This window comes from Streptomyces sp. NPDC104309, assembly GCF_055584025.1.
The window spans coordinates 214,173-240,185 of record NZ_JBVJMV010000002.1; the positions used below are offsets into that span (position 1 = coordinate 214,173).

At 70.5% G+C, this 26,013-nt stretch carries 21 protein-coding genes; 8 read left to right on the forward strand and 13 right to left on the reverse strand.

Going from position 1 to position 26,013, the window contains the following annotated elements; all coding sequences use genetic code 11:
- Positions 1–19: 19 nt before the first annotated feature.
- The 5 genes from ACZ68L_RS02750 to ACZ68L_RS02770 all read right to left on the reverse strand — a co-directional run bounded on the left by ACZ68L_RS02750 (position 20) and on the right by ACZ68L_RS02770 (position 6,217).
- Entirely contained in the window at positions 20–1,843 is a 1,824-nt protein-coding gene (locus ACZ68L_RS02750) for an alpha/beta hydrolase (RefSeq protein ID WP_469573625.1), read from the reverse strand.
- Entirely contained in the window at positions 1,831–2,682 is an 852-nt protein-coding gene (locus ACZ68L_RS02755; protein ID WP_469573626.1) for a S8 family serine peptidase, read from the reverse strand. The genes ACZ68L_RS02750 and ACZ68L_RS02755 overlap by 13 nt, the downstream gene beginning before the upstream one ends.
- A 925-nt stretch (positions 2,683–3,607) precedes the next feature.
- Positions 3,608–4,408, reverse strand: a complete 801-nt coding sequence (locus ACZ68L_RS02760; protein WP_469573628.1) for an FAD:protein FMN transferase — start codon at positions 4,406–4,408, stop codon at positions 3,608–3,610.
- On the reverse strand, positions 4,401–4,844 hold the full coding sequence (locus ACZ68L_RS02765) for an FMN-binding protein (protein ID WP_469573629.1): 444 nt from the start codon (positions 4,842–4,844) through the stop codon (positions 4,401–4,403). The genes ACZ68L_RS02760 and ACZ68L_RS02765 overlap by 8 nt, the downstream gene beginning before the upstream one ends.
- An 11-nt stretch (positions 4,845–4,855) precedes the next feature.
- On the reverse strand, positions 4,856–6,217 hold the full coding sequence (locus ACZ68L_RS02770) for a ferredoxin reductase family protein (RefSeq protein WP_469573631.1): 1,362 nt from the start codon (positions 6,215–6,217) through the stop codon (positions 4,856–4,858).
- Positions 6,218–6,388: 171 nt separating this feature from the next.
- Here ACZ68L_RS02770 and ACZ68L_RS02775 point away from each other — a divergent pair, with 171 nt between their 5' ends.
- From ACZ68L_RS02775 to ACZ68L_RS02785, 3 genes are all read left to right on the forward strand, one after another.
- Entirely contained in the window at positions 6,389–7,126 is a 738-nt protein-coding gene (locus ACZ68L_RS02775) for a response regulator transcription factor (protein WP_469573633.1), read from the forward strand.
- Positions 7,123–8,547: an ATP-binding protein gene (locus ACZ68L_RS02780; protein ID WP_469573634.1), complete on the forward strand. Its 1,425-nt coding sequence runs from the start codon at positions 7,123–7,125 to the stop codon at positions 8,545–8,547. The genes ACZ68L_RS02775 and ACZ68L_RS02780 overlap by 4 nt, the downstream gene beginning before the upstream one ends.
- A gap of 334 nt (positions 8,548–8,881) precedes the next feature.
- Positions 8,882–10,696 (forward strand): class I adenylate-forming enzyme family protein, encoded by a 1,815-nt coding sequence (locus tag ACZ68L_RS02785; RefSeq protein ID WP_469573635.1) that lies wholly within the window; start codon positions 8,882–8,884, stop codon positions 10,694–10,696.
- 39 nt (positions 10,697–10,735) lie between these two features.
- Here ACZ68L_RS02785 and ACZ68L_RS02790 read toward each other — a convergent pair whose 3' ends face one another.
- Complete coding sequence (locus ACZ68L_RS02790) at positions 10,736–12,013, reverse strand: M6 family metalloprotease domain-containing protein (protein ID WP_469573637.1); 1,278 nt, start codon at positions 12,011–12,013, stop codon at positions 10,736–10,738.
- A gap of 400 nt (positions 12,014–12,413) precedes the next feature.
- On the opposite strand from ACZ68L_RS02790, the gene ACZ68L_RS02795 reads away from it, so the two are divergent.
- Entirely contained in the window at positions 12,414–13,076 is a 663-nt protein-coding gene (locus ACZ68L_RS02795; RefSeq protein WP_469573638.1) for a TetR/AcrR family transcriptional regulator, read from the forward strand.
- 363 nt (positions 13,077–13,439) lie between these two features.
- Entirely contained in the window at positions 13,440–14,972 is a 1,533-nt protein-coding gene (locus tag ACZ68L_RS02800; protein WP_469573640.1) for an MFS transporter, read from the forward strand.
- 90 nt (positions 14,973–15,062) lie between these two features.
- Here the strand turns inward: ACZ68L_RS02800 and ACZ68L_RS02805 are convergent, their stop codons facing one another.
- Positions 15,063–15,575, reverse strand: coding sequence for a MarR family winged helix-turn-helix transcriptional regulator (locus tag ACZ68L_RS02805; RefSeq protein WP_469573641.1), 513 nt, complete (start codon positions 15,573–15,575; stop codon positions 15,063–15,065).
- 136 nt (positions 15,576–15,711) lie between these two features.
- Here ACZ68L_RS02805 and ACZ68L_RS02810 point away from each other — a divergent pair, with 136 nt between their 5' ends.
- The gene (locus ACZ68L_RS02810; RefSeq protein WP_469573642.1) at positions 15,712–16,494 is read left to right on the forward strand and encodes a dioxygenase family protein; all 783 of its coding nucleotides are present in this window, start codon (positions 15,712–15,714) and stop codon (positions 16,492–16,494) included.
- Between the two features lie 76 nt (positions 16,495–16,570).
- Here the strand turns inward: ACZ68L_RS02810 and ACZ68L_RS02815 are convergent, their stop codons facing one another.
- Both ACZ68L_RS02815 and ACZ68L_RS02820 read right to left on the reverse strand, forming a co-directional pair.
- On the reverse strand, positions 16,571–17,674 hold the full coding sequence (locus ACZ68L_RS02815; protein WP_469573643.1) for a questin oxidase family protein: 1,104 nt from the start codon (positions 17,672–17,674) through the stop codon (positions 16,571–16,573).
- Positions 17,675–17,745: 71 nt separating this feature from the next.
- Entirely contained in the window at positions 17,746–18,285 is a 540-nt protein-coding gene (locus ACZ68L_RS02820; RefSeq protein ID WP_469573644.1) for a GNAT family N-acetyltransferase, read from the reverse strand.
- A 148-nt stretch (positions 18,286–18,433) separates the two neighbouring features.
- Here ACZ68L_RS02820 and ACZ68L_RS02825 point away from each other — a divergent pair, with 148 nt between their 5' ends.
- Entirely contained in the window at positions 18,434–19,432 is a 999-nt protein-coding gene (locus ACZ68L_RS02825; protein WP_469573645.1) for a sigma-70 family RNA polymerase sigma factor, read from the forward strand.
- Between the two features lie 87 nt (positions 19,433–19,519).
- Here ACZ68L_RS02825 and ACZ68L_RS02830 read toward each other — a convergent pair whose 3' ends face one another.
- Positions 19,520–20,590 (reverse strand): helix-turn-helix transcriptional regulator, encoded by a 1,071-nt coding sequence (locus ACZ68L_RS02830; RefSeq protein ID WP_469573647.1) that lies wholly within the window; start codon positions 20,588–20,590, stop codon positions 19,520–19,522.
- 93 nt (positions 20,591–20,683) lie between these two features.
- On the opposite strand from ACZ68L_RS02830, the gene ACZ68L_RS02835 reads away from it, so the two are divergent.
- Positions 20,684–22,264 carry an MFS transporter gene (locus ACZ68L_RS02835; protein WP_469573649.1) on the forward strand — a complete coding sequence of 527 codons (1,581 nt, stop codon included), beginning with the start codon at positions 20,684–20,686 and terminating at the stop codon, positions 22,262–22,264.
- A 120-nt stretch (positions 22,265–22,384) separates the two neighbouring features.
- On the opposite strand, the gene ACZ68L_RS02840 is transcribed toward ACZ68L_RS02835, so the two are convergent.
- From ACZ68L_RS02840 to ACZ68L_RS02850, 3 genes are all read right to left on the reverse strand, one after another.
- Positions 22,385–23,155 carry a DUF6227 family protein gene (locus ACZ68L_RS02840; RefSeq protein WP_469573650.1) on the reverse strand — a complete coding sequence of 257 codons (771 nt, stop codon included), beginning with the start codon at positions 23,153–23,155 and terminating at the stop codon, positions 22,385–22,387.
- A gap of 134 nt (positions 23,156–23,289) precedes the next feature.
- Positions 23,290–24,399 (reverse strand): P1 family peptidase, encoded by a 1,110-nt coding sequence (locus ACZ68L_RS02845; RefSeq protein WP_469573993.1) that lies wholly within the window; start codon positions 24,397–24,399, stop codon positions 23,290–23,292.
- Between the two features lie 225 nt (positions 24,400–24,624).
- A complete protein-coding gene (locus ACZ68L_RS02850) occupies positions 24,625–25,773 on the reverse strand; it encodes a low temperature requirement protein A (protein WP_469573652.1) in 1,149 nt (382 codons plus the stop codon).
- Positions 25,774–26,013 lie beyond the last annotated feature (240 nt).

The window sequence follows — 26,013 nt, forward strand, 5'->3', positions numbered from 1 at the left end:
GCCGCTGCAACCCTTTTCCTCATCGCGGCGTCTCCCTTGTGACGTATCCCGGCTGCCCTGCGACAATGGCAGCGATGTTTCGCGCAGAGACCCTGTCCTTCCCTTCCTCTGGAGAGAAGTAATTGCTATGGGCTTCGATATCAAACTTCGAGTCCAGTACGTTGGGGAAGGAAGGCTGGACCAGCTCCGGTCCGGGCAAGGTCTCGAATCTGTTGGCGCCGAACGCCTTGCTTGCCGGATCCTTGCCGAACCAGATGTCGTCGTCACCCGGGTCGGCAATTTCTGCCATGAGGTACGCGCCAGGCGGCCCTCCTCCGAGGAGCCCCATGGTTCCGGCCAAAGCTTCCATTTTCGAAGGGAGTTTGGTGACGATGTCGTTCTCGGCCGCTCCCACCCAGACGTGCTCCTTGCCCACACCCAGGTCTTCCGCCCTGTTGACGCCAACGCCGGGACTTCCGACGAGGATGATGTCATCAGCCCCCGGAATGCCTCCTGGCTCCTGCGTGGCGGCCCCCACCAGTCGAGAACCATAGGAATGTCCAATGGCAGTGACATGGGAATCGGCGTTCTCATTGGTTGCCGAAATTCCACTCATGAAACTGTTGTACGCGGGAGCGCCGCGCTCGGCGTCGACCATAGTCATCACATCGATCGATTGAGGGGCATCGTAACCGAGCCATACGATCGCGGATGAGGAGGGATCGATATCCTGGGCGCCCGTTGCTGCTTCGAAGGCGCGTTTCACTGTGCCGTCGGCAAAATCGGCGTTGAATTTAGTACCCAAGCCGGGCACATAAGCCGAGACGTTCTTTGAGGTGTCAGGGTTTCCGAAGGCGACGATCGCCCTCCCATTTCCTTCGAGCCCAATCCCCAGGAGGAACATCGGCGGCTGGCTTCCCGAGTTGAGCTTGTGCTGGATACCCTTCAGTCCGCCGAGCTTGTCTATGGAAGCCTCGTCGTGCCGGCCCTCCAACTGTGCGATGAGAAGGTGGATGTTCTCCCGGTTCACCTCGTCCCGGACCGCTGACGGGATGCCGTCCAAGTTGCCGATGACTTCCGGGAAGGCCGTCCTGTACTCCTCGCGCTCCTCGTTGCTGAGGCTGTCCCACCACTCCTTGCGGTCGGCCGGCGACTTGTCCAACGGGATCTGATCCTGAAGGTATTTACCGGCGGCCGAGCTGACAGCGTCGACGTCGTCTGCCACATTTGCCCACGTCTTGGTGTCGACGTTCAGTCCCGGCGCCGCCTTGAGCTTGCGCAGCGCCTTGCTGTACCGATCGTCGATCTCCTGGGCTTCCCGTACGGCGTGGGCGATGCGGTCGGCGATGTCCACGGCTTTGGCGTGGTGTGGGTTCGGGTTTTTGAGCCGAGTGTCGCTCGGTAGCAGTCCCGGCGATTGGAAATTAGTGTTGTTGCCCGTGATCAGGTAGGTGTTGCCCAGGACTGTGCCGCCAGCGATCGGCTCACCGGTGAGCTCGCTCTTACCGCCGGCGGGATACGTGACGGTGCCGTCTCCGTTCACGGAGTATGCCAGTGTGGCCGCATCGTCCAGTGCCTCAGTCAGGCGCCGCTTCGGAGCGGTGATTTCGGACGAGAAGCCGTCGAGAGCGCCGGTGATCAGACTGCACTCGACCTGGGTGTAGTGGAAGTTCTCCGACAGCTTCCGCAACTGCTTGAGGGCCGCGTCCGCAGCCTCGCCCGCGTTGGCCTTCCGCATGGTCGCGGTGATCTGGTTGTCGATGCGGTCCTTGGCCGAGTCGGTCATGGCGCTGATCGCGCGGTACCCGTCCGCCGCTTCCACGTACTCGGTCGGTTTAAGGGCCTTGAGCGTCAGGTGGTCCATTCTTGCGGGTCACCGCCCCTGGGCTCGCCGCCGGCGGGCGGATCCTCGTAGTACTCGGTCTTCAGCTTGGCGATCTCGGCCTTGATGGCCTCGTCGGTCCGTAGCTGGTCATTTCCCGATTTCTCCAGCACGTTGGCAAGCCCGTCGCATACCTTGCCGACATCCTTGACGTAGCGCCCCCAGGAATCGTAGACATCCTGCTGGGCTGCCGAGGTCAGGCACCCGGACTCCTTCCCGAGTCCCGTCTGGCCCAACTCCGCCTTCACCCACGCCTTGTCAAGGTCCTTCCGCAACGAGCCGACGCCTTCCCCTGCCTTGGTCCACGCCGCCTTGTCGGACCTCAGCTTGCCGGCACCGCCGCCGCTGCCACCGGAAGTGGAACCTCCGGGGTCGGCAGGCAGTTGGTTGAGCTGCATCTGCGTGGTGTGCCGCTCGACCGCCGCGGTCTTGAGCTGCTCCCACTCATCCCACGCCATGCGTGGCCCCCTCCCCGTGCTGGCGTGAACCCTGTATCGGTGTAAGGGAATTGGCTTGGGTAGCGTGGCCGCCTGGAATGAAACTGCAGGGGCCCGACGCTTGCGGATGGCTGCGGAAACCGTGATCGCCGCTCCGAAGATGAAGTCCGGGATGCGGATCGGCAGGATCTTCGTGCCCGGGGCCAGGCCGTAGGAGCCCGTGGTGGAGCCTTTGGCTCCGGTTCCGGCGATGAGGACGGCCAAGGTGGTGCCGTGGCCGTCGTAGTCCGTGCGTTCGTTGCCCGGGTGCTTGGAGAAGTCCTTCCCACCCTCGGTCGTCCCCGACCTCCGCCCGGCGACTCGCGTGGCCGCGAGAATGCTCATCGTCGGTCGGGCGGTCACCACGGTTCGGAGCAGCGGCGGATGCGCCGTGGGCTGTTCCGCCGCTGTGCGGCAGTGCACTGTCTGTGGTCGCTCCACGTACGAGTTTGGCCCCTCCCGAGGTGAACCCTGATCGTTCACGCTGTCGCGACGGCTTGGGTTGCCCGCCGACGATCCCACCGGACTGCGCAGGCGTTCGGGGTCCGTTCAAGGCACTTTCGCGGTTCGTCGTGCGACCTTCGCCACGGGGCGGCGTGGCGGCAGGGCCCGCACCACCCGACGCAGCGCCACGGCCCATGGGTGTCTGCGGCCGGCTTGGAGTACCGCCGATAACGGTGCCGCGTGGAATCGCACCAGTCGGCTGTCCGAAAGGCGGCGAGGCGGGACGGCCGCCGGTGATTCCATTGGTATCCCGGGCCGGGCCGGGGCCGACTGGCCCGCGACCGGGGACGGGCTGGTTACCGGACATACCGGGGCCGAAGGGGTCGGAGAGTCCGAGCCTGGGTGTGCGCGGACTGGCGGATGCAACCGGTTCGAACGGCGTAGACCGTGGGCCCCGGCCTCCGTACACGGGCCGTTCTTCACCTCCCCGGGCGCCCGGCGGAAGCCCTGCCCCGCCTCCGAACGCAGGCGGAAGCAAGCCGGTGGACGAGGGGGTCCTGCCTTCCGGGCCGCCCAGTCCTGACGGCGGCACCCCCGTCTGGAGCAGCTGCGGCGTTCGCGCCGGCAGCCGCTTCCAGCCCGGCGGCAGTGCGAGTTCTCCGCCACGCCCGCCGTGATCGTCCGCTGCGTCGAGGCGGCGGTGTGCCGCGTCGTCCTCGGCAGGCCAAGCGCGGCTGTGCGCTTGGCGAGGTCGCCAGCCCTCGGCCGCGGTGGGGAAGCCCTCGGCCGCGGTGGGGAAGCGCTCGGCTGTGAAGGGGGTGCCCGTTCACGGCGGGCAGGACTGGGCCCGCATGCCACCTCGTGATCCGTATCGACTGAATCCCGAGGTCTGCCACGCCCGGCCGTCGGGCAGGACGGCGAGTGCCTCGTAGCCGTCCAGTGCTTCCAGCCAGTCCCGTGCGTCCTCGCCCATGGCGAACGCCGCGGTGGCGTAGGCGTCGGTCATGGTCAGCCGGGGGCCGACGACGGTGAGGGAGGCGAACGCGGTGGCGGGTGTGCCGCTGTGCGGGTCGAGGATGTGGGCGCCGCGTTCGGCGGTGCCCGAGGTGGCGACGGCCAGGTCGTGGCCGGCGGTGATGACGGTGAGCAGTTCGCCGGGCCGCAGCGGGTGGGCGATGCCGATGCGCCAGGGGGCGCCGGGGGTTGCCCGGCCGCGAAGCCGGAGGTCGCCTCCGCCGTTGACGCAGGTGTGGTGCGCGCCGGCTTCGTGGAGCAGCCGGGAGGCGGCCTCGGTGGCCCAGCCCTTGACGAGGCCCGAGGGGTCGAGGACACCGGCCGGGACGATGCTGAACCAGCCATCCGTGACGTGGGCGGCTCGCGCGCAGAGGGACAGCACCTCGTAGACCTCTGGCGGGCAGTCGCCGAGGCGGATCTCACCGCGGTCGAGGCGGCTGATGTGGCTGTCGGGCCGGTAGGTGGAGAACACGGCATCGACCTGGTGGAGTCGCCGCACGGCCTCGGCGAGGGCGCGGTGGACGGCAGTGGTGGGCTCGTCCCGGATGTCGAAGGAGAAGACCGTGCCCATCACGTGCTCGACGTGGCGGAGCCCGTGCGCGGTGTCAGGCATGGGCCTGGTCCAGGGCGCTCTGCAGGGACTGGACATAGCCCTCGCTGGTGTAGCTGGCGCCGGAGACGGCATCGATGTGCGCGCTCTGGGCGCCGATCGCCTCCTGGGTGAGGCGAGGCAGGGCATAGGAGGCGATCTGCTGGTCGCGGCCGTTCTCGTCCGGGGCCCGGAGCACCTTGACGGCAGTGATCTTTCCCTGGGTGAGGGTGGCGGCGACCTGCACGGTTCCGTACGGGGTGTCGATGGGATCCCCGGTGAACGTGCCCGTGCCTGTGGACGCGCCCGACGCGGTGCCCGCAGGGGCGGACGGGGACGAGGAGGCCTCGGGGGACCGGGGGGTCACTCCTGCGAGGACGGGGCGCTGGTGGGGCTTGAGGGCGAGCAGCGCGATGACGAGGGCGCTGATCCCGGTGGTCGCCAGGACGGCTCGGCGCATGGCGGTTCTCCTCAGAACGCGAACGACTCGTGATGGATGCGCCGTGCCGGGACGCCGGCCTCGCGCAGGGCTTGGATGGCGGCCTGTGTCATACCGGGCGGACCGCAGAGGTAGACGTCGTGGGCGGCGAGATCGGGCACCAGAGCGCTCAGGCCCCGGGCGGTGAGGGGTGAGGAGTACCCGGCCGGTTCGTCGACGACGTAGTGCACGGCGGCCCGTCGGCGGACGGCTGTCGCGTCGATCTCACCGCGCAGGGAGAGGTCGACGGCGCGACGGGCCCGGTAGACGAGCGTCACCTGTCCCGGCAGCGTCTCGAAGAGCGTGCGCAGGGGGGTGATACCGACGCCGCCGGCCAGGAGAAGGACCTTGGGAGCGGTGCGGAGGTTCGCCGTGAAGCCGCCGTAGGGCCCCTCGGCCCACACCCGGGTGCCGGGCGCGAGGTGGGCGAGCGCGGCACTGTGGCCGCCGGCGGTCTTCACCGTGATGCGCAGATGGCGGGGGTGCGCGGGTGCGGAGAGGGAATAGGGATTGGCGGTCCACCACAGGCCGCGGGTCAGGAAGCGCCAGCGCAGGAACTGTCCCGGCTCACCCCCCAACTCGTCCAGGTGCTCGCCGGTGAGGTGGACGGAGACCACGCCCGGCGCCTCGGGGAGGACCGCGGTGACGCGCAGGCGGTGACGCAGCCCGCGCCGGACGGGGACGGCGAACCGGTACCAGGCGACCAGCGCGGCGACGCCGAGAAACAGCGTGTACCAGGCCACCTGGGCGAGGCGGTTGCCGACGAAGTCGGCGCCGTTGGAGAGCTGGTGGCCGAAGGCGAGGAAGACGGCCAGGTAGGTGGCGAAGTGCAGATAGTGCCAGGTCTCGTAACTCATCCTCCGGCGGGCCGCGCGGGCCGAGAGGACTGCGGTGGCCAGGAACAGCAGGAAGCCCGCCGTGCCCTTGAGCAGGTCGGGGTAGTGGAGGACGAGCGCGGAGGTCTGGCCGAGCACGCTCGTGTGGGAGGTCAGCGAGTAGCCCCAGATGATCAGCAGGGTGTGGGCGAGGGACAGAGAGACGGTGCAGCGGCCGCCCAGGGCGTGCCAGCGGGCGAGGCGGTCCGTGCCGATGGTGTGGTCCAGCAGTGGCATGCGGGCCATCAGGGCCAGCAGCACCGCGCAGGCGTAACCGGCCAGCAGCCCCGTGATGCGCCCGGCGCCGGTGAGCCAGCCCGCCGGGCCGACCACCGAGGTCGTGTCGCTCCACCACAGGGCCAGCACTCCCGCGGCCCCCGCCCAGATCGCCGACGGTGCCAGGAAGCGCACGGCGCTGCGGCGCGGACGCCGGTGGCGCATCCCGCGGCTCGTGTGTGGGGTGGTGAACGTGGTGGTCATGGGGGCTCCTCCGGACAGGCCTCGCTCCGGCGATGGACGGCCAGCCTCCCGGCCCAACTTCTGTGTATCTTCTGAAAGCGACCCGCCGACGACTGCCAGAGCCGATTCAGAGGGAACTCAGAGACACGGCCCGCCCTGCCGTGGCCGGCGCCGGGGGATGCTGAAGGAACCATGGACGAGCCGCGTACGACATCGCCTCTGCACCGCCCCGACGGAGAACCGGTAAGGGTTCTCGTCGTCGACGACGAACCCGACGTCACCGATGTCCTGGCCGGGGTCATGGCCGGGGAGGGCTGGCAGGTCCGCACCGCTGCCGACGGCGCCACCGCGCTCGCGACCGCCCGTGCCTTCCGGCCCGACGCGGTGGTCCTGGACTGGATGCTGCCGGACCTCGACGGCCTGCAGGTCCTGCGCGCGCTGAGACGCGAGGCACCCAGCGTGTGCGTGCTGTTCCTCACCGCCCGGGACGCGGTCGAGGACCGCATCGCCGGCATCAGCGCCGGCGGCGACGACTACGTCACCAAGCCCTACAGCCTGGAGGAGGTCCTGGCCCGGCTGCGCGGGCTGCTCCGGCGGGCCGGACTGACGGCGGAATCCGCCGGTACGAATTGGCTCACCGTCGGGGACCTCACCATGGACGAGGAAGCCAGGGAGGTCAGGCGCGGCGGGGCCACCGTCGATCTGTCCCGGACCGAGTTCGAACTTCTGCGGTTCCTGATGCGCAACCCGCGCCGGGTGCTGTCCAAGGACCAGATCCTCGACCGGGTCTGGGCCTACGACTTCGGCGGACGGGCCCACATCGTCGAGCTCTACATCAGCTACCTGCGCAAGAAGATCGACGCCGGACGCGCTCCGTTGATCCACACGGTGCGCGGTGTCGGCTACGTCCTCAAGGCGGAGCCCCGATGAGACGCCCGCTGCCCCGCACCCTGCGCGGCCAGCTCACCGTCGGACTCGTCACCCTGCTCGCCCTCGCCTGCCTCGCCGTCGGCATCACCACCGCCCTCGCCCTGCGCGGCTTCCTGATGGGGCGCCTGGACGAGCAGCTGTCCGCCTCCGGCGGCCGGTTCGCCGCCAGCCTGGAACACGAGGCCAGGCCCGACGCGGACAACCGCCCCGACACCCGGGGCCAGGCGGAGTCGACCTTCGGTGCGCGCCTCCTGAACGGCGTCGTCACCCAGGCAGCCGTCGTCGACGACGCCACCGACCGCCCCCTCCCGCTCACCCCCGGGGACCGTCACGCCCTGGCGGGGATCCCCGCCGACGGACACGGACACAGCATCCGCCTCTCCACCCCGGGGGCGTACCGCGTCACGGCTGTCCGGGGCGACGATCAGGACACCCTGATCACCGGCCTGCCCCTGCACCCGGTGGAAGAGACCGTTCACCGCCTCGAAGCGGTCGAAACCGTGCTGTTCGGCGCCGCCCTCGTGGTCACCGGCATCGCCGGGGCCCTGTGGGTGCGGATCTCGCTGCGCCCCCTCCAGCAGGTCACCGCGCGGGCAGCGGAGGTGGCCGGGCTGCCGCTCGCCAGCGGCGAGGTCGCCATGCCCGGTCCGCTTCCCGACACCGACCCCCGTACCGAAGTCGGTCAGGTCGGCAGCGCCCTCAACCACATGCTCGGCCATGTCGAGGGCGCACTCACCCAGCGCCAGGCCAGTGAGGAGCGGCTTCGGCACTTCGCCGCCGACGCCAGCCACGAGCTGCGCACCCCCGTCGCCAACATCCGGGCCCACGCCGAACTCGCCCTGCGCCACCGCGGCCCCGTTCCCGGCGAGGTGCGCCACGCCCTGGAGCGCATCGACGGGGAGTCGCAGCGCATGACGCGCCTCGTCGACGACCTGCTTCTCCTCGCTCGCCTGGACGCCGGACGCCCCCTCGAACACGAGCCGGTCGATCTGACCCTGCTGATCCTGAATGCGACAGAGGACGCACGCGCCGCGGGCCCCGGCCACCGCTGGCTCCTCGACCTCCCCGGAGAACCGGTCACCGTCACCGGCGACGCCCACCGGCTCCAGCAGGCCGTCGGGAACCTCCTCGCCAATGCCCGTACCCACACCCCGCCCGGCACCGAGGTGACCGTCGCCCTCACCACAAGCCGGACCGGCGTCGCTGTGAGCGTGAGCGACAACGGGCCAGGGATTCCCGCCGAGCTCCAGCCCGAAGTCTTCGGACGCTTCGTCCGTGCCGACCACGCCCGCTCCCGCAGCACGGGAAGCACCGGTCTCGGCCTCGCCATCGTCCACGCCGTCATCACCGCCCACGGCGGAACCGTCACCGTGACCAGCGGCCCCGGACATACGGCCTTCCGCCTGGCACTCCCCGCCTGACGTGCTCGATGCGCCCCGACGCGCCTGGCACGCCTGACGCGCCTGACACCAGTTCCGGTCTTGTCGGCCACGTTCCTCCCTTGGGAAGCCCGTCCATCCCTTGGGAAGAAGCCCGGCCCGGATACGTTTGGCGCCGGTGACGCCGCGTTCGAGCCGTTGCCGCCCGAGGCGGAGCGCCCAACCCGCAGCAGAACGGAGTGCCCGGGGACCCCACCCATGTCGTCGCCCACGTCGTCGCCGGGCAGCGGGCGCGGGCCGGATGGCTCCCTTGACGGAGGGTGGGCGCGGGCATACCGTCGCGCATGTACTGAGCAAGCGCTTAGAGAGGTCGTTCGTGCCGCACATCGACCCGATTCCCGCCGCATCGGCCCCGCACGCCCGGCCCCCGGCCGCCGCTGCCGATGAGGCCGCCGCCGCGGATGCCGTGGCCCGTGTCGAAGCCGTGCTCACCGCTCCGGGAGCCCCGTTCGCCGTGGTGCGGGCAGAGGACGGGGCGCACGCCGGAGCCCTCGTGTACGCGAACGGGCCGCGCACACTCCGTGAGTTCGTGGAGACCACCTGGGCCTACGGGGACCGGCCGTTCCTGATCGCGGGGGAGCGCGGCTACTCGTACGCCGAGTTCTTCGCCGCCGCGTCCGCGCTGGCATGCCGGCTGACCGGGACGTACGGGCTGCGCCGGGGAGAGAGGGCCGTCGTCGCGATGCGCAACCACCCGGAGTGGCAGATCGCCTTCTGGGCCGCGCAACTGGCCGGGCTGGTGGCCGTCCCGCTCAACGCCTGGTGGACCGAGGACGAGTTCACGTACGCGCTGGAGGACTGCGAGCCGCGGGTGCTCCTGGTGGACGGCGAGCGGCTGCCGAGGGTCGCCGGCTGGGCGGCGAGGAGCGGGGCGCGCGTGGTCGTCTTCCACTCGGAGGGGACGGTTCCGGACGGCGTCGAGCGGTACGAGGACCTGCCCGCGCCCGATCCGCTCGCCGCGCCCCCCGAGGTCGAGATCCGGCCGGAGGACGACGCGACGATCATCTACACCTCCGGCACCACCGGCCGGCCCAAGGGCGCGGTCGCCACCCATCTCGCCCAGGTGGGTGCCGTACTCAACCCCCGCTACCACGCCGCCGCCTCCGCACTCGGGCGCGGGACCGTCCCGGGGCAGGGCCCCGCCCCGGTGTCGCTGCTGACGTTCCCGTTCTTCCATGTCGCCGCGTTCACCGGCTTCTACGCGGCGATGGCGGCGGGAGGCACGATCGTCCTGATGCGGAAGTGGGACGCCGAGGAGGCGTTGCGGCTGATCCGCGCACACGGCGTCACGCACTACGCCGGAGTCCCGACGACCGCGCTCCAACTCCTCGCGGCGGCCGAGCGGGCGGGCGACGGCCTGGAGAGTCTGCAGATGCTGAACACCGGCGGGGCCGCCGCCCCGCCCGATCTGGTCGCGCGGCTGACCACCCGCCACGGCGACCGGATCGAGCCCCGCAACGGCTACGGCCTGACCGAGACCAGCGGGGGCGTCCTGGCGAACTTCGGCGCCGAATACCGGCTCCACCCGGGCAGTGTCGGCCGTCCGACCCCCGCCACCGAGGTGCGGATCGCGGGCCCCACGGGCGAGGCGCTGCCCGACGGCGAGGTCGGTGAGCTGTGGCTGCGTGGCCAGTCCCTGGTCCGCGGCTACTGGCGGGACGAGGCGGCGACCGCTCGGGCGTTCACCGACGGCTGGTTCCGGACCGGTGATCTCGCGGTGGTGCGCGCGGGGCGGGTCGATGTCGTCGACCGGATCAAGGACATGGTGATCCGCGGCGGGGAGAACGTGTACTGCGTCGAGGTCGAGGCGGTGCTCCATGACCACCCGGACGTCGAGGACGCGGCGGTGCTGGGGGTCGCGCATCCGGTTCTGGGCGAGGAGGTCGCCGCCGTCGTCCGGCTGCGGGCCGGTGCCACCGTCACTCCCGAGGAGCTCAGGGCGCACGTCGCTCGGAGCCTGGCCGCGTTCAAGGTCCCGGCCCATGTGCTGGTACGCATGGAACCGCTGCCCCGCAACCCGACCGGGAAGATCCTCAAGCGGGAGCTGCGCGGGCCCGTCGAGGCGGAGGTGCGGCGGACCGACGGGGACGCATCGGTCACGGATCCGGACGGAGAGGCCGGTCGGCCGTGACCGTGGCCGAGCGGGGCGGACGGCCGCGGATCCGGGCGGTCAGGGGCGAGTGATCCGGACGTGGTAGTTCCCGTTGTCGTCCTTGTCGACCACGGATATGCGTATCCCGGCTGCCCGGTCGGTGAAGGTCTGGCCGGGCTGGTAGGCGGCGTCGGAGAGTTCGGCATGCACATTGGGCAGCCGGGTGCAGCCGCTGCTGCCCTTGGCGCTGTCCGCGACGGACACCGGCCCCTGACCGGTGTCGACGTCCGAGTTCACCTTGTAGATCAGCACCCCGGGCCGGCAGACCGCCTGGTCGTTGCCCGCCCGGGTCCGAACCTCCACGGCGTAGCCGGACTCGCTGCTCAGCGGTACGAAGGCCAGCTTGATGCCGCCCCGGGTGGCCAGTGGTTCGAGGACGTGGTCGCTGGTGCCGGGCCGGGCGGCGCAGCTGACCTGCTTGTTGTCCAGCCAGCCGAGCTTCCATTTGTGCCAGCCGAGCAGGTCGTTGTTGGCCCCCCAGTCCTCCGACATGATGTCCCAGTGCCCGACCGCGCCGCCGCCCTCCACGGTGTAGAGGTCGGGGAGGCCGAAGACATGGCCGTTCTCGTGCGGCAGGACGCGGTAGCCGTTCTGCTTGAACGACCCCGAGCCGTCGTCCTGGCGGCTGTAGATGAACGACGTGTTGGCGAGCGGGATGCCGTCCGCGTGCGGGGCGTCGTCATTGCCGGAGAAGGTCACGGACAGGACGGTGTCCAGGGCGGGGGGTCCGGCGTTCGGTGTGACCAGGATGTTGACCAGGTCGTACGTACTGAAGTCGACCTTCGATCTCGTGGCGGCGACGATGTCCTGGACGAGGTGGCGGTAGCCCGGCTCGTACGGTGATCCGCGCTCTATCCCGTACTCGGAGAACGGCAGCGGCATCCGCAGCCAGGTCTTCATGGGCGCGTCGGGGATGTAGGTGAGCCGTCCGTACGAAGCGGTCCGGAACCAGTTGACGGTCTGCGGGAAGAATTCGTCGTACCGGTCCATCGCCGGTTCGGTGCCCGGCGCGTCGGGGAAGTCGATCATCAGGTTGAGCGCGTGGATCCTGCCCGTGGAGTGGGCGTAGTTCGCCGCCGTCGGCATGCCCTCCGACATCTGTACGCCCATGGTCGTCGCTATGCGGCACGCGGCTATGCCCGCCGACCGGGAGTTCGCCACCGGTCCGGCCGAGGCCCGGTTGGATATCGGAAGCGCACTGCTGCCCGAGGCCAGTGCCGCGATGACCAGGGTCGTGGCCGAGGCGAGCGCGATCGGGTTGCGGTGCTTGCGTATCCGGTGGCGGGTCTTCTGCATACAGGCGCCTCGCGGTCCGCGGCAGCCGGCCGGCCCTGACTGCGCTCTGCGGTTCAGCCTGTGACGGGTGGTGCGGCACCGCTCGTCGGGTGCGCCGAACGGTTGGTTTTCCCGTTCCGAGGTGTGCCTCAGGTCACATCGTGGTGGGGAAATAACCGGGGACCGTTTCCCCGTTTGAACTCGTGTCCCCGCGAAACGGGGAAGCATTCCCCGGTTGTGGGAGGGGAGTGCTGCGAAGATGGAAGCAACCAGGAGCAGCGGCAGAGCAGAACCAGGACCGAAGCAGGATCAGGACCGAGGTCGAAGCAGGGCCGAGGCCGAAGAGACCATGACCGAAGTCCGGCACCACGAAGACCGTGGCGCCGGGAATCGCAGGAGTCGGAAGGCAGGGAGAGCCGTCGTGGACACCGTCACTCGCACCGCCACCGGAACGGCGCAGCCCCGGACGCACCGTCCGAGAGCGGACGCGCTGCGCAACCGGGAGCGGATCGTGACGGCCGCGCGCGAGATGTTCGTCGAGTTCGGGCCGGACGTGCCGCTCGACGAGGTCGCCCGCCGCGCCGGCGTCGGCAACGCCACGCTCTACCGGAACTTCCCCGACCGGGCCGCGCTGACGCACGAGGTCGTGCTCGCGGTCACCTGCCGCACCACCGACCGCGCGGAGGAGGCGACGGCCGAGGAGGCCGATCCCTTCGCCGCACTCTGCCGCTTCGTGCACGCGGCGGCCGACGAACGGATCGGGGCCCTGTGCCCGATGCTGTCCGGCGGCTTCGACAAGGACCATCCCGAACTGCTCGCCGAGCGTCGGCGCCTCGAAGAGGCCGTCGAAGGACTCGTGGCGCGCGCCATGTCCGCCGGGCGCCTGCGCACCGACATCGCGGTCGGTGACGTACTGGTCGCCCTCTCCCAGCTCACCCGGCCGCTGCCCGGCATCGGATGCCCGGACATCGACCGGTTCACCCACCGTCATCTACAGCTGTTCCTGGACGGACTGGAGGCTCCGGCCCGGTCCCGGCTGCCCGGAACGGCGGCGACCTTGGAGGACCTGCGGCGCCGGCCATGAGGCCCCGCGCCGGGCCCCCGAACCGGGTGCCCGGCGGCGCGACCACCGCACTGTGACCACGCCTTTCCTTTCACCGCACCTCGACCACGCCTCCCTTTCACCGCCTCGACCCGCAACGACCTGTCATGCCCGACCTGTCATGCCCGAGCGGTAACGCCCGATCCGTCAGGCCTGATCCGTCAGGCCTGATCCGCCACGCCTGACCGACGACGCCTGATCCCGCCCGACCGACGACGCCTGACCCGTCCCGCCCGGCCTTCTCCGGCGGCCGTTCTCGCCGGCCGTCCCTGACCGACTGCCCGTTCGCCGACCTCTCGGTTCACGACTTCGCGCGCCCACGTGCGTCCTTAGGTGGATACCCCCATGTCAAAAACAGCTGATATCCGACTCCCGGACCCCAGTCGCTGGAAAGCGCTGGCGTTCATCGCCCTCGCGCAGCTGATGGTCGTACTCGATGCCACGATCGTGAACATCGCGCTGCCGCACGCCCAGACGGCCCTGGGCATATCCGACGCCAACAAGCAGTGGGTCATCACGGCCTACGCGCTCGCCTTCGGCGGACTGCTGCTCTTCGGGGGCCGGATCGCCGACCTCTGGGGCCGCAAGCGGACCTTTGTCGTCGGCCTGATCGGCTTCGCACTGGCCTCCGCGCTCGGTGGCGCGGCCCAGAACCAGGGCATGCTCTTCGGCTCCCGAGCCCTCCAGGGCGTCTTCGGCGCGCTGCTCGCCCCGGCGGCGCTGTCGCTGCTCGCCGTGATGTTCACCGACGCCAAGGAGCGCGCCAAGGCGTTCGGCATCTACGGTGCGATCGCCGGTGGCGGTGGTGCCGTCGGCCTGATCCTCGGCGGCTTCCTGACCCAGGCGCTGAACTGGCGCTGGACGTTCTTCGTCAACATCCCGTTCGCGGTCGTCGCGGCCGCGGGCGCGTACTTCGTGATCCGTGAGCCGGCCGGCAGCCGCAACCGCTCGCCGCTCGACATCCCGGGCGTCGTGCTGTCCGCACTGGGTCTGGTCTCGCTGGTGTACGGATTCACCCGTGCCGAGTCCGCCGGCTGGTCGGACGCGCTGACCATCGGCATGTTCGTCGCGGCCGGTGTGCTGCTGCTGACGTTCGTCCTGACCGAGTCCCGGGTCACGTCGCCGCTGCTGCCGCTGCGCGTGGTGCTGGACCGCAACCGCAGTGGCGTCTACCTCTCGCTGGGTCTGGCCATCATCGCGATGTTCGGGCTGTTCCTCTTCCTGACGTACTACCTGCAGGTCGTCAAGGGCTACTCGCCGATCAGGACGGGCTTCGCCTTCCTCCCGATGATCGCGGGCATGATCACCGGTTCGACGCAGATCGGTGCCCGGCTGATGACCCGCGTCCCGGCGCGCAAGCTCATGGGCCCCGGCTTCCTGACCGCCGCCGTCGGCATGCTGCTGCTGACGCAGCTGGAGATCGGCTCCTCGTACACCACGCTGATCCTGCCCGCGCAGCTCCTGCTGGGGCTCGGTATGGGCACGGCGTTCATGCCGGCCATGTCGCTGGCGACGCACGGTATCGAGCCGAGGGACTCGGGCGTCGCGTCCGCGATGGTCAACACCTCGCAGCAGGTGGGCGGCGCGATCGGTACGGCGCTGCTGAACACCATCGCCGCATCGGCCGCGACGGCGTACGCCACCTCGCACGCCGCGCTCGGCGCCCGCGACCCCGAGCTGTTGAAGCTCCAGGCGATGGTGCACGGCTTCACCGGTGCCATCTGGTGGGCCGTCGGCATCCTGGTGGTGGCCTCCGCGATCGCGGTGACCTTCATCAACGCCGGGCGTCCCTCGACGGCCACGGCGAGCGGAGGCTCCGGTTCGGGTGACGTCGACGGTGTCGAGGACGAGTTCAAGGTCCCGGTCGTCGCCCACTGACGCCGCCCGGCGGGGTGACCTGAGGTGAACGCGGCTCTGCCCCGGTTCCGGTCGACGGAGCCGGGGCAGAGCCGCGTCCCGGTGAGCGGCTCAGCGCAGCCAGGGCAGATCCGCGTCCGTGCCCTCCGGCTGCAGCCCGGTGGCGATGACCTGCATGATCTCGCCGAGCGAGCACACCTGCTCGGGTGTGAGCCGGTCGAACATCGCCTGGCGTACGGCGCTGACATGGCCCGGCGCGGACCGGCGGAGCATCTCGTAGCCGTCGTCGGTGAGGACGGCGTTCTGGCCGCGCTTGTCGGACGGGCAGTCCTCGCGGCGCACCCAGCCGCTCTTCTCCAGTCGTGCCACGGCGTGCGAGAGCCGGGAGCGGGTGATCTTGGCGTCCTTGGCCAGCTCGGTCATCCGCTTCCGGCGGCGGGGCGCCTGGGAGAGCTGGACGAGCAGTCCGTAATAGATGTGCGGCATCCCCGCGTCCCGCTGCAACTGGCGGTCGAGGTGGTCCTCCATGAGCGTGGTGGCGTGGAGATACGCACGCCAGACACGCTGCTCTTCGTCGGTGAGCCAGCGGGGCTCGCCGGGGGATGCCGTGGTCATGTACTCCACTGTACGACCTTTTCTTGAAAGTTTAACTAGATAGAGCTAAGGTCTCGGGAGGTAGGAGCTTGAAGATTAAAGAATCCTTCCTTCTCAAAGAGACCAGTAGAAGACTTACCTCGATCAGCAGCGGATGGGGAGTGCCATGACTGTCACCGCGGAGCGCATGCCCGCCCTCTACCTCTCCCACGGCGCACCGCCGCTGGCCGACGACCCGGTCTGGCCCGGCGAACTGGCCGCCTGGTCCGCCGGGCTGCCCCGCCCCCGCGCGATCCTGATGGTCTCCGCGCACTGGGAGGAGGCCCCGCTCGCCCTCGGCGCGACGGAGACCGTCCCGCTCGTCTACGACTTCTGGGGCTTCCCCGAGCACTACTACCAGGTGCGGTACGCCGCCCCGGGTGCCCCGGAACTGGCGGAGAACGTGCGCAAGCTGCTGCGTGGCGCCGGTACGCCGGTCCAGGACATCCCGGACCGCGGACTCGACCACGGGGCATACGTCCCGCTGGTGGAGATGTTCCCGGACGCCGACATCCCGGTACTCCAGATCTCCATGCCGACGCTGGACCCGCAGAAGCTGATGGACATCGGGCGCAGGCTCGCGCCGCTGCGCGACGAGGGCGTCCTGATCGTCGGCAGCGGCTTCTTCACCCACAACCTGGCCGCCCTGCGGCACGCGGGCGGGGGCACCCCCGGCTGGTCGGCGGAGTTCGACGACTGGGGGAAGCGGGCCCTTCAGGCGCAGGACATCGACGCCCTGCTGGACTTCGAGCACAAGTCCCCGGCCGGCCGGCTCGCCCACCCGCGCACCGAGCACTTCGCGCCGCTGTTCGTGACGCTCGGCGCGTCGGAGAGCGAGCTGGACCGGGGCCGCAGCGTCATCGACGGGTTCTGGATGGGGCTCGCGAAACGGTCGGTGCAGTTCGGCTGAGAGCGCCGAAGGGGCCAGGGGGAACGGGAGCAGGGACGGGGCGGCCCGGGGCGGCGAAGGGCCCCGGAAAGATCCGTCACAGGGACGGCGGGTTCAGCTCGATCGAGCGGAGCGCGGCGGCCAGGGCCGTGGAGTCGCCGACGTCCAGTGCGGTGTCGGTGAACTTGATGGTGTGATCGTCGCCGTGTGCCGCCGCCCGCGCGAAGAGCTCCTCGGCGGACGCGGTCGTGGGCGTGTACGGGGCGGGCTCGGCCGGACCGTACGCGGCGGTGACGGCGGCGCTCGCCGCCCAGGCGGCCTCCAGACTCGGCGCCCACAGCGCACGGGGGAGTGCGGGCAGAGTGCGCAGCACCGCGTTGGGCGCGGTCGCGGCATGTACCAGCATGATCGGCTCGCCGTGCCCGTGGGTCGCATAGCGGTGGGTCGCGGCCCGCACCAGCTCCTCCAGCCGGGTCCGGGCCTCGTCCGGGTCGTCGGTGAAGCGCTGCGGCCACACCGGGAACGCGGTGAGCTGCGCCAGCCGGTCCCGGATGCCGCCGCTCTGCTCCGGCACCGGCGGCACGGCGTCCAGCGCGGCCCCGGCGCTCGGCGCGGGCGCCAGCGGAGTCAGCGCGGGCAGTGGCTGGTGGCGGGCGGCCCAGTAGCCGAGGCCATGGGCGAGCTCGGTGATCCGGGGTGCGCTCGCCTCGCCCGCGAGCAGGGTGCGTACGGAGTGGCCGACCCGGATCACGGGGTGGGTGGCGCCCGCCGCGATGCCGGGCAACAGCCGCGGCCACCACTCGGTCAGGACGTCCCGCCAGGGGCGCTCGGCCGTCTCCCGCTGGAAGTACACCGTCCAGTCCGCGATCCGGCGCGGGTCGCCCAGGGCCTCGCGCCAGTTCTCCGCGGTGACCCGGGACGCGGTGTCCGGCATGTCCTCCAGCTTGTGGCGGTAGTGGTCGAGCCAGCGGTGGACGACCGGTGCCTGGCCGTGCCGGACCAGTGCCTCGACGGCCATCGGACCGTGATTGCTCAGCCAGCCGTTCCGTTCCGGGCCCGCGGTGTGGAGGCGTTCCAGCGCCTCGTCGAGCGTGCCCGTGGTGTCCTCGGTGGTCCCGCCGGCTGTCGCGGCGCCCCTGACGCCCGCCGTGTCGTCGTCCCGGCCGCCCGCTGTGCCGTCCGTGCTCGTCGTCTCTTTCATACGGAAGGACGCTAGGCGTGGCGCCCGTGCCGCGTAACGGGCCGTGGACCTGGTCCGGGACCGTGCGAGGCCTAGGCCCCGGGTCCCATCCGCTTCTCGTACCAGGCCACGTCCCAGTAGGTTCCGAACTTCCGGCCCACCTCGGCGTACGTACCGACATGGCGGAAACCGAAACGCTCGTGCAGCCGGGCCGAGGCGTCGTTGGGCTGGGTGACGCCCGCGTACGCGCGGTGCAGGTCCTCCTCCGCGAGCGCCTCGAACAGGGACGAGTAGAGGAGTGTGCCGACACCGCGGCCGGTGGCCTCCGGCGCGCAGTACACGCTCACCTCGACCGAGGTCGCGTACGCCGCCTTGGGGCGGAAGGGGCTGCTGGTGGCATACCCCAGGATCGAATCGGGGCCGACAATATGGACATCCTGAGCAACCAGAAGGCGGTGGGGCCCGTCTTCCGGGTGGGAACGAAACCACGGCATCCGCTGTTCGAGTGTGAAGGGAGCCGTATCGAATGTGAGCGCGGTCTCACGTACGTAATGGTTGTAGATGTCCGTGAGCGCCACCAAATCGCCTTCGATGCCCGGCCTGACCTGCACTTCTTCCCGGCTGTTCGGCATGCGCACTCCTCTCGCGGCGGCACAGGGTACTGCATGATCGCGAAAATGAATGCCAGGCATGGGAATTCTGTCCGGATTCCAGTCGTTGTTTCCATCGGATGCAGGGCACCCGAGAGGGTGTCGCGACCTACTCAGCAAGGGAGCACGCATGGCAACCCGTGCCGTCGCCCGTCGTTCGTCCGCCACCGGCGGGACCAGCCGGGCAAGCAGTGTTCGCGCAGCGGGCGGAGAGATCGCCGATCGCGACCTGGTCGGCATGTACCTGGACGAGATCGCGCGTACGCCGCTGCTCGATGCCGCCAAGGAGGTCGAGCTGTCGCAAATCGTCGAGGCGGGCGTCTACGCGCGGCAGATACTCGGCGGTGAGGTGGAGAGCGAAGCCGGTGGAGCGACGCGCGAGGAGCTGGAGGCGCTGGTCGCCGAGGGCGAGCGCGCCAAGGACATATTCATCCGTTCCAACCTCCGCCTCGTCGTTGCCGTCGCCCGCCGCTACCCGCGGGCGGGGCTGCCCCTGCTCGACCTGATCCAGGAGGGCAACGCGGGCCTGGTGCGCGCGGTGGAGAAGTTCGACTACGCCAAGGGCTTCAAGTTCTCCACGTACGCGACGTGGTGGATCCGTCAGGCCATCACCCGTTCCATCGCCGACCAGTCCCGTACGATCCGGCTCCCCGTCCACCTGGTGGAGGAGCTCGGCCGGATCCGCCGGGTGCAGCGTGAGTTCAACCGTGAACACGGGCGCGAGCCGGAGCACACGGAGATAGCCGCCGAGCTGGACTCCACGCCGCAGCGCGTGGGCGATGTCCTGGACTGGGCCCGTGACCCGGTCAGCCTCAACATGTCCGTGGACGACGAGGGCGAGACGCAGTTCGGCGATCTGCTGGAGGACACCTCCGCGGTGTCGCCCGAGCAGTCGGTGATGACGCTGCTGCGCAGCGAGGAACTGGAGGACCTGATCGGCAAGCTCGACAACCGCACCGCGTCGATCATCCGTATGCGGTACGGCATCGAGGACGGCCGCGAGCGGACCCTCACCGAGGTGGGCAAGCAGCACGGGCTGACCCGTGAGCGGATCCGCCAGATCGAGAAGCACGCGCTGCTCGAACTGAAGCGAATGGCGCACGACACGGGTTTTGACGCTGCGGCGTGAGCCAGAGTCCAGTAACCTCCGAAATAGGTCGCTTCGTGTGACCCCCTGAGCTGAGTCCCGGCGCCCACCCCCCCCTGGCGCCGGGGCTCATTCTTTTGTGCCCTCGGTACCTGCGGCCTTGTCGGTCGGCGGCGGCGTGGTCCCGGCGCGCAGGCGCGTGGCCGGTCGGTCAGCGTGCCGGCCTTCCGCCCCCGCGCCTTCTGCCCCCGCGCGGGTCAGCCGGGCGCCCAGATCGCTCAGGTACTCCACCAGCTGCGGCGGCTCGTGCGCGGTGAACTCGCAGTCCACCAGCGCGAGCCGGACCGCCACCCATTCCAGTGAGTCCGACAGCACCGCCCGCAGTCGGCAGCTGTTCTCGCCGGTCCGCTCCAGTGGGCCGATCGAGGCCGGGAGGCGCGCGGACACGAAGTCCGCCGGGGCCGCGAAGCTCACGTCGACCGCCAGCTCGGGCTGCCGCCGGGCGATGGAGCCGGCGAGGAACTCCGCCGCGTCCCCCGTGGGCAGCTCGCGCGGTGTGAACCGGGCCCCGGTCGCGAACGGCTCGCTGACCCGGTCGACCCGGAACGTACGCCAGTCCTCGCGCCCCAGGTCGTATGCGACGAGATACCAGCGCCACCCGGTGCTCACCAGCCGGTAGGGCTCGGCCTGCCGCTTCGTCTCGGCGCCGTCCCCCGCGCGGTAGGCGAACCGCAGCCGCTCCCGCCCGGTGACCGCCGCCGCCATCACCGTGAGCGTGTTCGGGTCGATGGTCGAGCCGTCGCCACGAGTCAGCGGCATCGTCGCGTTCTGCAGGGTCGAGACCCGGTGCCGCAACCGCGAGGGCAGCACCTGCTCCAGCTTCGCCAGAGCGCGTACGGACGCCTCGTCGACCCCCTCGATGGCATGCCCCGCACCGGCCCGCAGGCCCACCGCGATGGCCACCGCCTCCTCGTCGTCGAGGAGCAGCGGCGGCATGGCGGTGCCCGCGACCAGGCGGTAGCCGCCGACCGATCCGCGCGAGGCCTCGACCGGGTAGCCGAGCTCGCGGAGCCGGTCGATGTCGCGGCGGATCGTGCGCGGGCTGACGTCGAGCCGCTCGGCGAGCTCGCTGCCCGGCCATTCGCGGGGCGTCTGGAGGAGCGACAGCAGGTTCAGGAGTCGTGCCGGTGTGTCGGTCATGGGCTCAGCCTCGTGCCGGAGTGTCGGTCATCTCACCAGGATGCCCAGCCCATTGGGTCATGACCTGTCCTAATGGCTGCTTACTTTCTTCCCATGACTTCTTCCACATCTCTGCCGTCCACGGCATCCGGGCCCACGGTGTCCTCGGACCCGTCGGACCGGCGACGCTGGTTCGCGCTCGCCATCGTGATGACCGCGGCCTTCATGGACCTGGTCGACGTCACGATCGTCAACATCGCCGTCCCGAGCATCCAGCAGGACACCGGCGCCTCGTTCAGCTCGATCCAGTGGATCACCGCCGGATACGCCCTGGCCTTCGCCGCCGGTCTGATCACCGGCGGCCGGCTGGGCGACATCTACGGCCGCAAGCGACTGTTCCTCATCGGTATCGGCGGCTTCACGCTGGCCTCCGCGCTCTGCGGCTTCGCCGCGAACCCGGAGATGCTGGTCGCCTCCCGCATCCTCCAGGGCGGCACCGCCGCGCTGATGGTTCCGCAGGTGCTGTCGATCGTGCACGCCACCTTCCCGGCGCACGAGCGCGGCAAGGTCTTCGGCCTCTTCGGGGCGATCGTCGGCCTCGGCGCCGTGCTGGGACCGCTGCTGGGCGCGCTGCTCACCGAGTGGAACATCGCCGGTCTCGAATGGCGGCCCATCTTCCTGATCAACCTGCCGGTCGGCATAGCGGGTCTGATCCTGGGACGGAAGTTCATCACCGAGTCCAAGGCCCCGAAGGCGCTCCGGCTCGACCTGACCGGTGTCGCCCTGGTCACGCTGGGACTGCTGATGCTGATCTACCCGCTCACCCGTGGGCGCGAGCTGGGCTGGCCGCTGTGGGGCCATGCGCTGATGGTCGGCAGCCTCCTGGTGTTCCTGGTTCTGGTGGTGTTCGAGCGGAGGAAGGCGCGCAAGGACGGTTCGCCGCTGGTCGAGCTGTCACTGTTCCGGGTCAAGAGCTTCGCGGCGGGCATCGCCGTGCAGCTGACCTTCGGTCTCGGCCTCGGCATCTTCTTCCTGGTCTGGACGCTCTACATGCAGATGGGGCTCGGCTGGAGCGCGCTGAAGGCCGGCACGACGGGCATCCCGTTCTCGATCGCCGTCTCGTTCGCCGCCGGCATCTCCGTACAGAAGCTGGTGCCCCGCTTCGGCCGCAAGGTCCTCCAGTCGGGCGCGCTGCTGATGATCGTCGGCGTGCTGCTGTACATCTGGGAGTCGGACCGGTACGGCATGGGCATCACGTCCTGGCAGATGGCGCTGCCGCTGGTGGTCATGGGTATCGGCATGGGCCTGATCGTGGCTCCGCTGACGGACGCGGTGCTGTCCGAGGTGCCGAAGGAGCACTCCGGTTCGGCCTCCGGACTGATCAACACCGTGCAGCAGATGGGCAACGCGCTCGGGCTCGGACTGGTCTCGGTCGTCTTCTTCGGCTCCATCGGGGACCGGTTGGCGCCCCAGCAGGTGGGCCCGGCGTTCGCGGAGGCGTTCCAGCACTCGCTGTGGTGGGTGGCCGGGGTGCTCGCGGTGATCTTCCTGGTGATGTTCGCGCTGCCGGCCCGGCCGCGGCAGCACGTGGAGGGCGGCGACGGGGCCGTGGGCGACGAGAGCGTCTCCATGACGTCCGTGAACGAGGCCGGGGCCGGTGCCGAGCTCGGCAAGGAACCCGCGCTGACGCGATGACGCCGTGACGGTGCCCGGCGTCCTGAACATGAGCCGGGCGTCCTGAACATGAGAGGTGCCCGCACTCCCCCCCCTCGGGGGGGGGGAGTGCGGGCACCTCTCATGTGCGGCGGGATCCGGTCAGCAGATGTGCGTACGGCTCTCCATGGCGCCGCGCGCGGCGTCCTCGTCGCCGTACACCTCGCACATGTGGCGGCCGTCCGGCGTGGCCGTGTGCTCGACCTCCCACAGGCTCGTCTCGCTGCCGTCGAGAAGCAGGAAGGCGTGCTCGTACAGGGTGAAACCGGCATCCCGCCCATCCACCCGGCACTGCCGGCCGAAGACCTGGGTGATGTGATGGGCGAACGCGGCGCGCAGCAGCCGGGCGGTCTCCTCACCGGGGCCGTCGCTGTTCTCCGCGCGGCGCAGGACTCGGCGGGCGTGGTCGGCGGAATTGTCCGGGGCGTACATCCGGGGCAGCGGGACCGGGGGCGCGGTCATCAGGACCGTGAGTACCTCCAGATCGGCCTGCGGTCCGTCGTCCCCGAACACCGGGGCCTCACCGAAGCCACCGGCCAGCCGGGCGGCGGCGACATGGACATCGGCCTCGTCGTCGTACAGCTCGTGGTGGCGGAGGTCGGGCTCCGTCCGGGACCGCGGGGCCGTCGCGCTCCGCGGACCGCCGTGCACCAGCTCCCACAGAGTGAGAGGAGTGCCGTCGGACAGCAGATACGTGTGCCGGTAGGTCTCTCGGTGGAGTACGGAACTGTGATGCGAGGAGTGCAGGGAACTGCTGTGGGCGAGTGCGGTACCGAGTCTCTCGACCGTGCTGTCGGGCAGGTCGAAAGAGTTGAGTGCCCGTCGCAGGAGTCGCTCGAGGTGCTGCTCGGTTGTCTCGTACGGATCGCTCAAGGTGCTGTCTCCAGGCCGTCGCCGCGTGTTACTTGGTGCGTGCTTAACGTAGTCCCTGGGTCCGACATCGTGACCGGGGTTCAGAAAAACGTACGTCGCGCACAGAAGGTTCCTGGCGGTTCGTACGAACTTCCTTACTCGGGAGGCGAGTCGGATGCCGGGCGTTCGCGCGGCGAGGGCTGTGCCGGGGGCCGGTGCCCGTCGTAGAGATCGCTGTACGAGGGGTAGCTGTCGCCGCCGGGGCGGCGGTCGACGCTCTGAGCTGCCCGGACGGCCTTCACGATGGCGCGGGTCAGGACGTCCGCGCCGGCCGCCAAGAGGTCGTTGAGCGCGATCGGGTTCTGCGAATCCAGCTGCCGGGCGCCGGTGGCCAGCGCGAAGACGGTGTCCCCGTCGGTCAGCAGATGCACGGGGCGGACGGCGCGCGCCAGTCCGTCGTGCGCCGTACCCGCGAGCTTCTGCGCCTGGGCCCGGGTGAGATCCGCGTCCGTGGCGACGACCGCGAGCGTGGTGTTGAGCGGCGGCCGGACGTCCGCCGCCCGCGCCCCGGCCAGGCGTCGCTGTGCCGCACGGTGGACCTCGGGCGCGGGGTGCGCCGGCGGTTCGGCGGCGCCGTACTCCCCGTACAGCACCCCCGTACGCGGATCGACCACCGAACCAGCCGCGTTGACCACGACGAGCGCGCCCACCGTGATCCCGGACTCCAGCCGCACGCTCGCCGTGCCCACCCCGCCCTTCAGCTGCCCGGCGACCGCACCCGTACCGGCGCCGACACCCCCCTCGACGACCGGAGCCCCGGGCTCCGTGCCCGCCGCGTCCTCCACCGCCGCGCGACCGGTCGACGCGTCGGGGCGGGCCCGCCAGTCACCGCCCCGCCCCAGGTCGAAGACGCACGCGGCCGGAACCACCGGCACCACCTGCGCCGGATCGGGCCCGACCCGCACCCCGCGCCCCTGCTCCTCCAACCAGGCCATCACACCCGACGCCGCGTCCAGGCCGTACGCACTGCCGCCCGTCAGGACGACGGCGTCGACGCGCTGCACCAGATTGCGCGGATCGAGCGCGTCCGTCTCCCGGGTGCCGGGGCCGCCGCCGCGTACGTCCACGGCCGCGATCGCGCCGCCCTCGGGGGCGAGGACCACTGTGGTGCCGCTCAACGCGCCGGCGCCCGCCACCTGTGCGTGGCCGACCCGCAGCCCGGCGACATCGGTCAGCGCGTCGAGCGGCCCGGCGGCAACGGGCAACGGGAGGGGGGCCGTCGGTTCCTGCGGTTCTTCCGTCACGCGTGCTCCTCACTGGAAACTGGATTCACCACTCGCGCCGTGCGACGCTCGCGACTCGCCGCCCGGCACCTCTGCCGCTCGTGCCACCGATGTCGTGGGCGCCGGCCGTGCCCCTCGGGCCACTCGCGACTGTCGCTCACCGCCTGCTCACCGCCCGCGCCCTCACCCGCGCCCTCACCCGCGCCCTCACCCCGCCACGTCCGGCCGCCGGGACAGGGCCACCCCCACGGCCACGGTCGCCGTCGCCACCAGGCCGGCCGCGAACACCGCCCACGCCCCGGCGAACGTACAGGCCAGGATCGCCAGCGCGGCCACGGGGAGGGGCAACTGCTCCGCGAGATCGCGCTTGAAGTGGCGGGCGTGCAGCGCCCACACCGTCAGCAGGAAGAGCGCGGAGGGCACGGTCACCGCGGCGGCCGCCACCGCTTCCGAGACATGGGCCTTGCCCACGGCCTGTTCCACGGCGACCTCGATGCCCGAGCCGATCGCCGCCGCCGAGCCGAAGATCAGGTAGTGCCCGTATCCCCAGACGAACGCTTCCCTGCTGCCGCGGAGGTAGTCGTGGATCGGCACGGCGAAATAGATCCACCACGCGGAGAAGACGATCAGCAGCCCACCCGCGGCGATCGGCAGCAACTCGCGGAACGCGTCGTGCTCGTCCACCGCCTCCTGGACCGCGACGGTGGCTGCCGCGATCGTCTCGCCCAGCACGATGATCGTGAACAGGCCATAACGCTCGCCGATATGGTGCGGATGCCAGCTCGTCGCGCGGTCGCGCTCGGCCAGCGCCGGAACGGACATCTCCGCGAGCACCAGCACGACGAAGACGGCGGCACGCGCTCCGCCCGAGTTGTCGGTCAGCAACAGCATGCCGATCCAGCCCAGTTGCACGACGGTGATCCCGACGGCGTACCGCAGCGCGACGCGCCGCTCGGCGCCCCGGGTGCAGTACGCGGCGCGCAGCCACTGGCTGGTCAGGGCGAGCCGCATCACGACATAGCCGACCACGCCGACCGTCCAGTCGCCCGCGTCGAAGGCGCGCGGCACGCCGGCGGCGAAGATGAGCACCCCGGTGATCTGGACAAGGGTGACCACGCGGTACAGCGGGTCGTCGGTGTCGTAAGCAGAGGCGAACCAGGTGAAGTTGACCCAGGCCCACCAGATCGCGAAGAAGACGGCCGCGTAGCTGATGATTCCGGTGACGGTGTGTCCCTCGGCGACGGCGTGCAGCAGCCGCCCGCCCGCCTGCGCCACGGCGACGACGAAGCAGAGGTCGAAGAAGAGCTCCAGCGGGGTCGACGCACGATGTTTCTCGGCGCGGCTGCGGGCAGTCATGCGGGGCATGGGCATCAGCACACCAGATGGGTCGGCGGCGCTCGGGTGACGCGTCCCGGACGCCGGTCAGCGGATTCTCGTGCATGCGTTCATGAGCGGACGGGGATCCAAGGCCCTCGGGGAAACCGCAGGCCGGTGCGGCTGTGCCGGGCCCGGTGACAGGCTACGGCCCGGACGGGCGAACGGGCTCACCCAGCCGAGCCGCAAAACAGGGCAAATCACCCCATGCGGCCCTACGGT

Coding starts and splice junctions, on each gene's coding strand:
- ACZ68L_RS02750 (WP_469573625.1), bottom strand. CDS start 1,843: ATGGACCACCTGACGCTCAAGGCCCTTAAACCGACCGAGTACGTGGAA.
- ACZ68L_RS02755 (WP_469573626.1), bottom strand. CDS start 2,682: ATGAGCATTCTCGCGGCCACGCGAGTCGCCGGGCGGAGGTCGGGGACG.
- ACZ68L_RS02760 (WP_469573628.1), bottom strand. CDS start 4,408: ATGCCTGACACCGCGCACGGGCTCCGCCACGTCGAGCACGTGATGGGC.
- ACZ68L_RS02765 (WP_469573629.1), bottom strand. CDS start 4,844: ATGCGCCGAGCCGTCCTGGCGACCACCGGGATCAGCGCCCTCGTCATC.
- ACZ68L_RS02770 (WP_469573631.1), bottom strand. CDS start 6,217: ATGACCACCACGTTCACCACCCCACACACGAGCCGCGGGATGCGCCAC.
- ACZ68L_RS02775 (WP_469573633.1), top strand. CDS start 6,389: ATGGACGAGCCGCGTACGACATCGCCTCTGCACCGCCCCGACGGAGAA.
- ACZ68L_RS02780 (WP_469573634.1), top strand. CDS start 7,123: ATGAGACGCCCGCTGCCCCGCACCCTGCGCGGCCAGCTCACCGTCGGA.
- ACZ68L_RS02790 (WP_469573637.1), bottom strand. CDS start 12,013: ATGCAGAAGACCCGCCACCGGATACGCAAGCACCGCAACCCGATCGCG.
- ACZ68L_RS02800 (WP_469573640.1), top strand. CDS start 13,440: ATGTCAAAAACAGCTGATATCCGACTCCCGGACCCCAGTCGCTGGAAA.
- ACZ68L_RS02810 (WP_469573642.1), top strand. CDS start 15,712: ATGACTGTCACCGCGGAGCGCATGCCCGCCCTCTACCTCTCCCACGGC.
- ACZ68L_RS02815 (WP_469573643.1), bottom strand. CDS start 17,674: ATGAAAGAGACGACGAGCACGGACGGCACAGCGGGCGGCCGGGACGAC.
- ACZ68L_RS02820 (WP_469573644.1), bottom strand. CDS start 18,285: ATGCCGAACAGCCGGGAAGAAGTGCAGGTCAGGCCGGGCATCGAAGGC.
- ACZ68L_RS02825 (WP_469573645.1), top strand. CDS start 18,434: ATGGCAACCCGTGCCGTCGCCCGTCGTTCGTCCGCCACCGGCGGGACC.
- ACZ68L_RS02830 (WP_469573647.1), bottom strand. CDS start 20,590: ATGACCGACACACCGGCACGACTCCTGAACCTGCTGTCGCTCCTCCAG.
- ACZ68L_RS02835 (WP_469573649.1), top strand. CDS start 20,684: ATGACTTCTTCCACATCTCTGCCGTCCACGGCATCCGGGCCCACGGTG.
- ACZ68L_RS02850 (WP_469573652.1), bottom strand. CDS start 25,773: ATGACTGCCCGCAGCCGCGCCGAGAAACATCGTGCGTCGACCCCGCTG.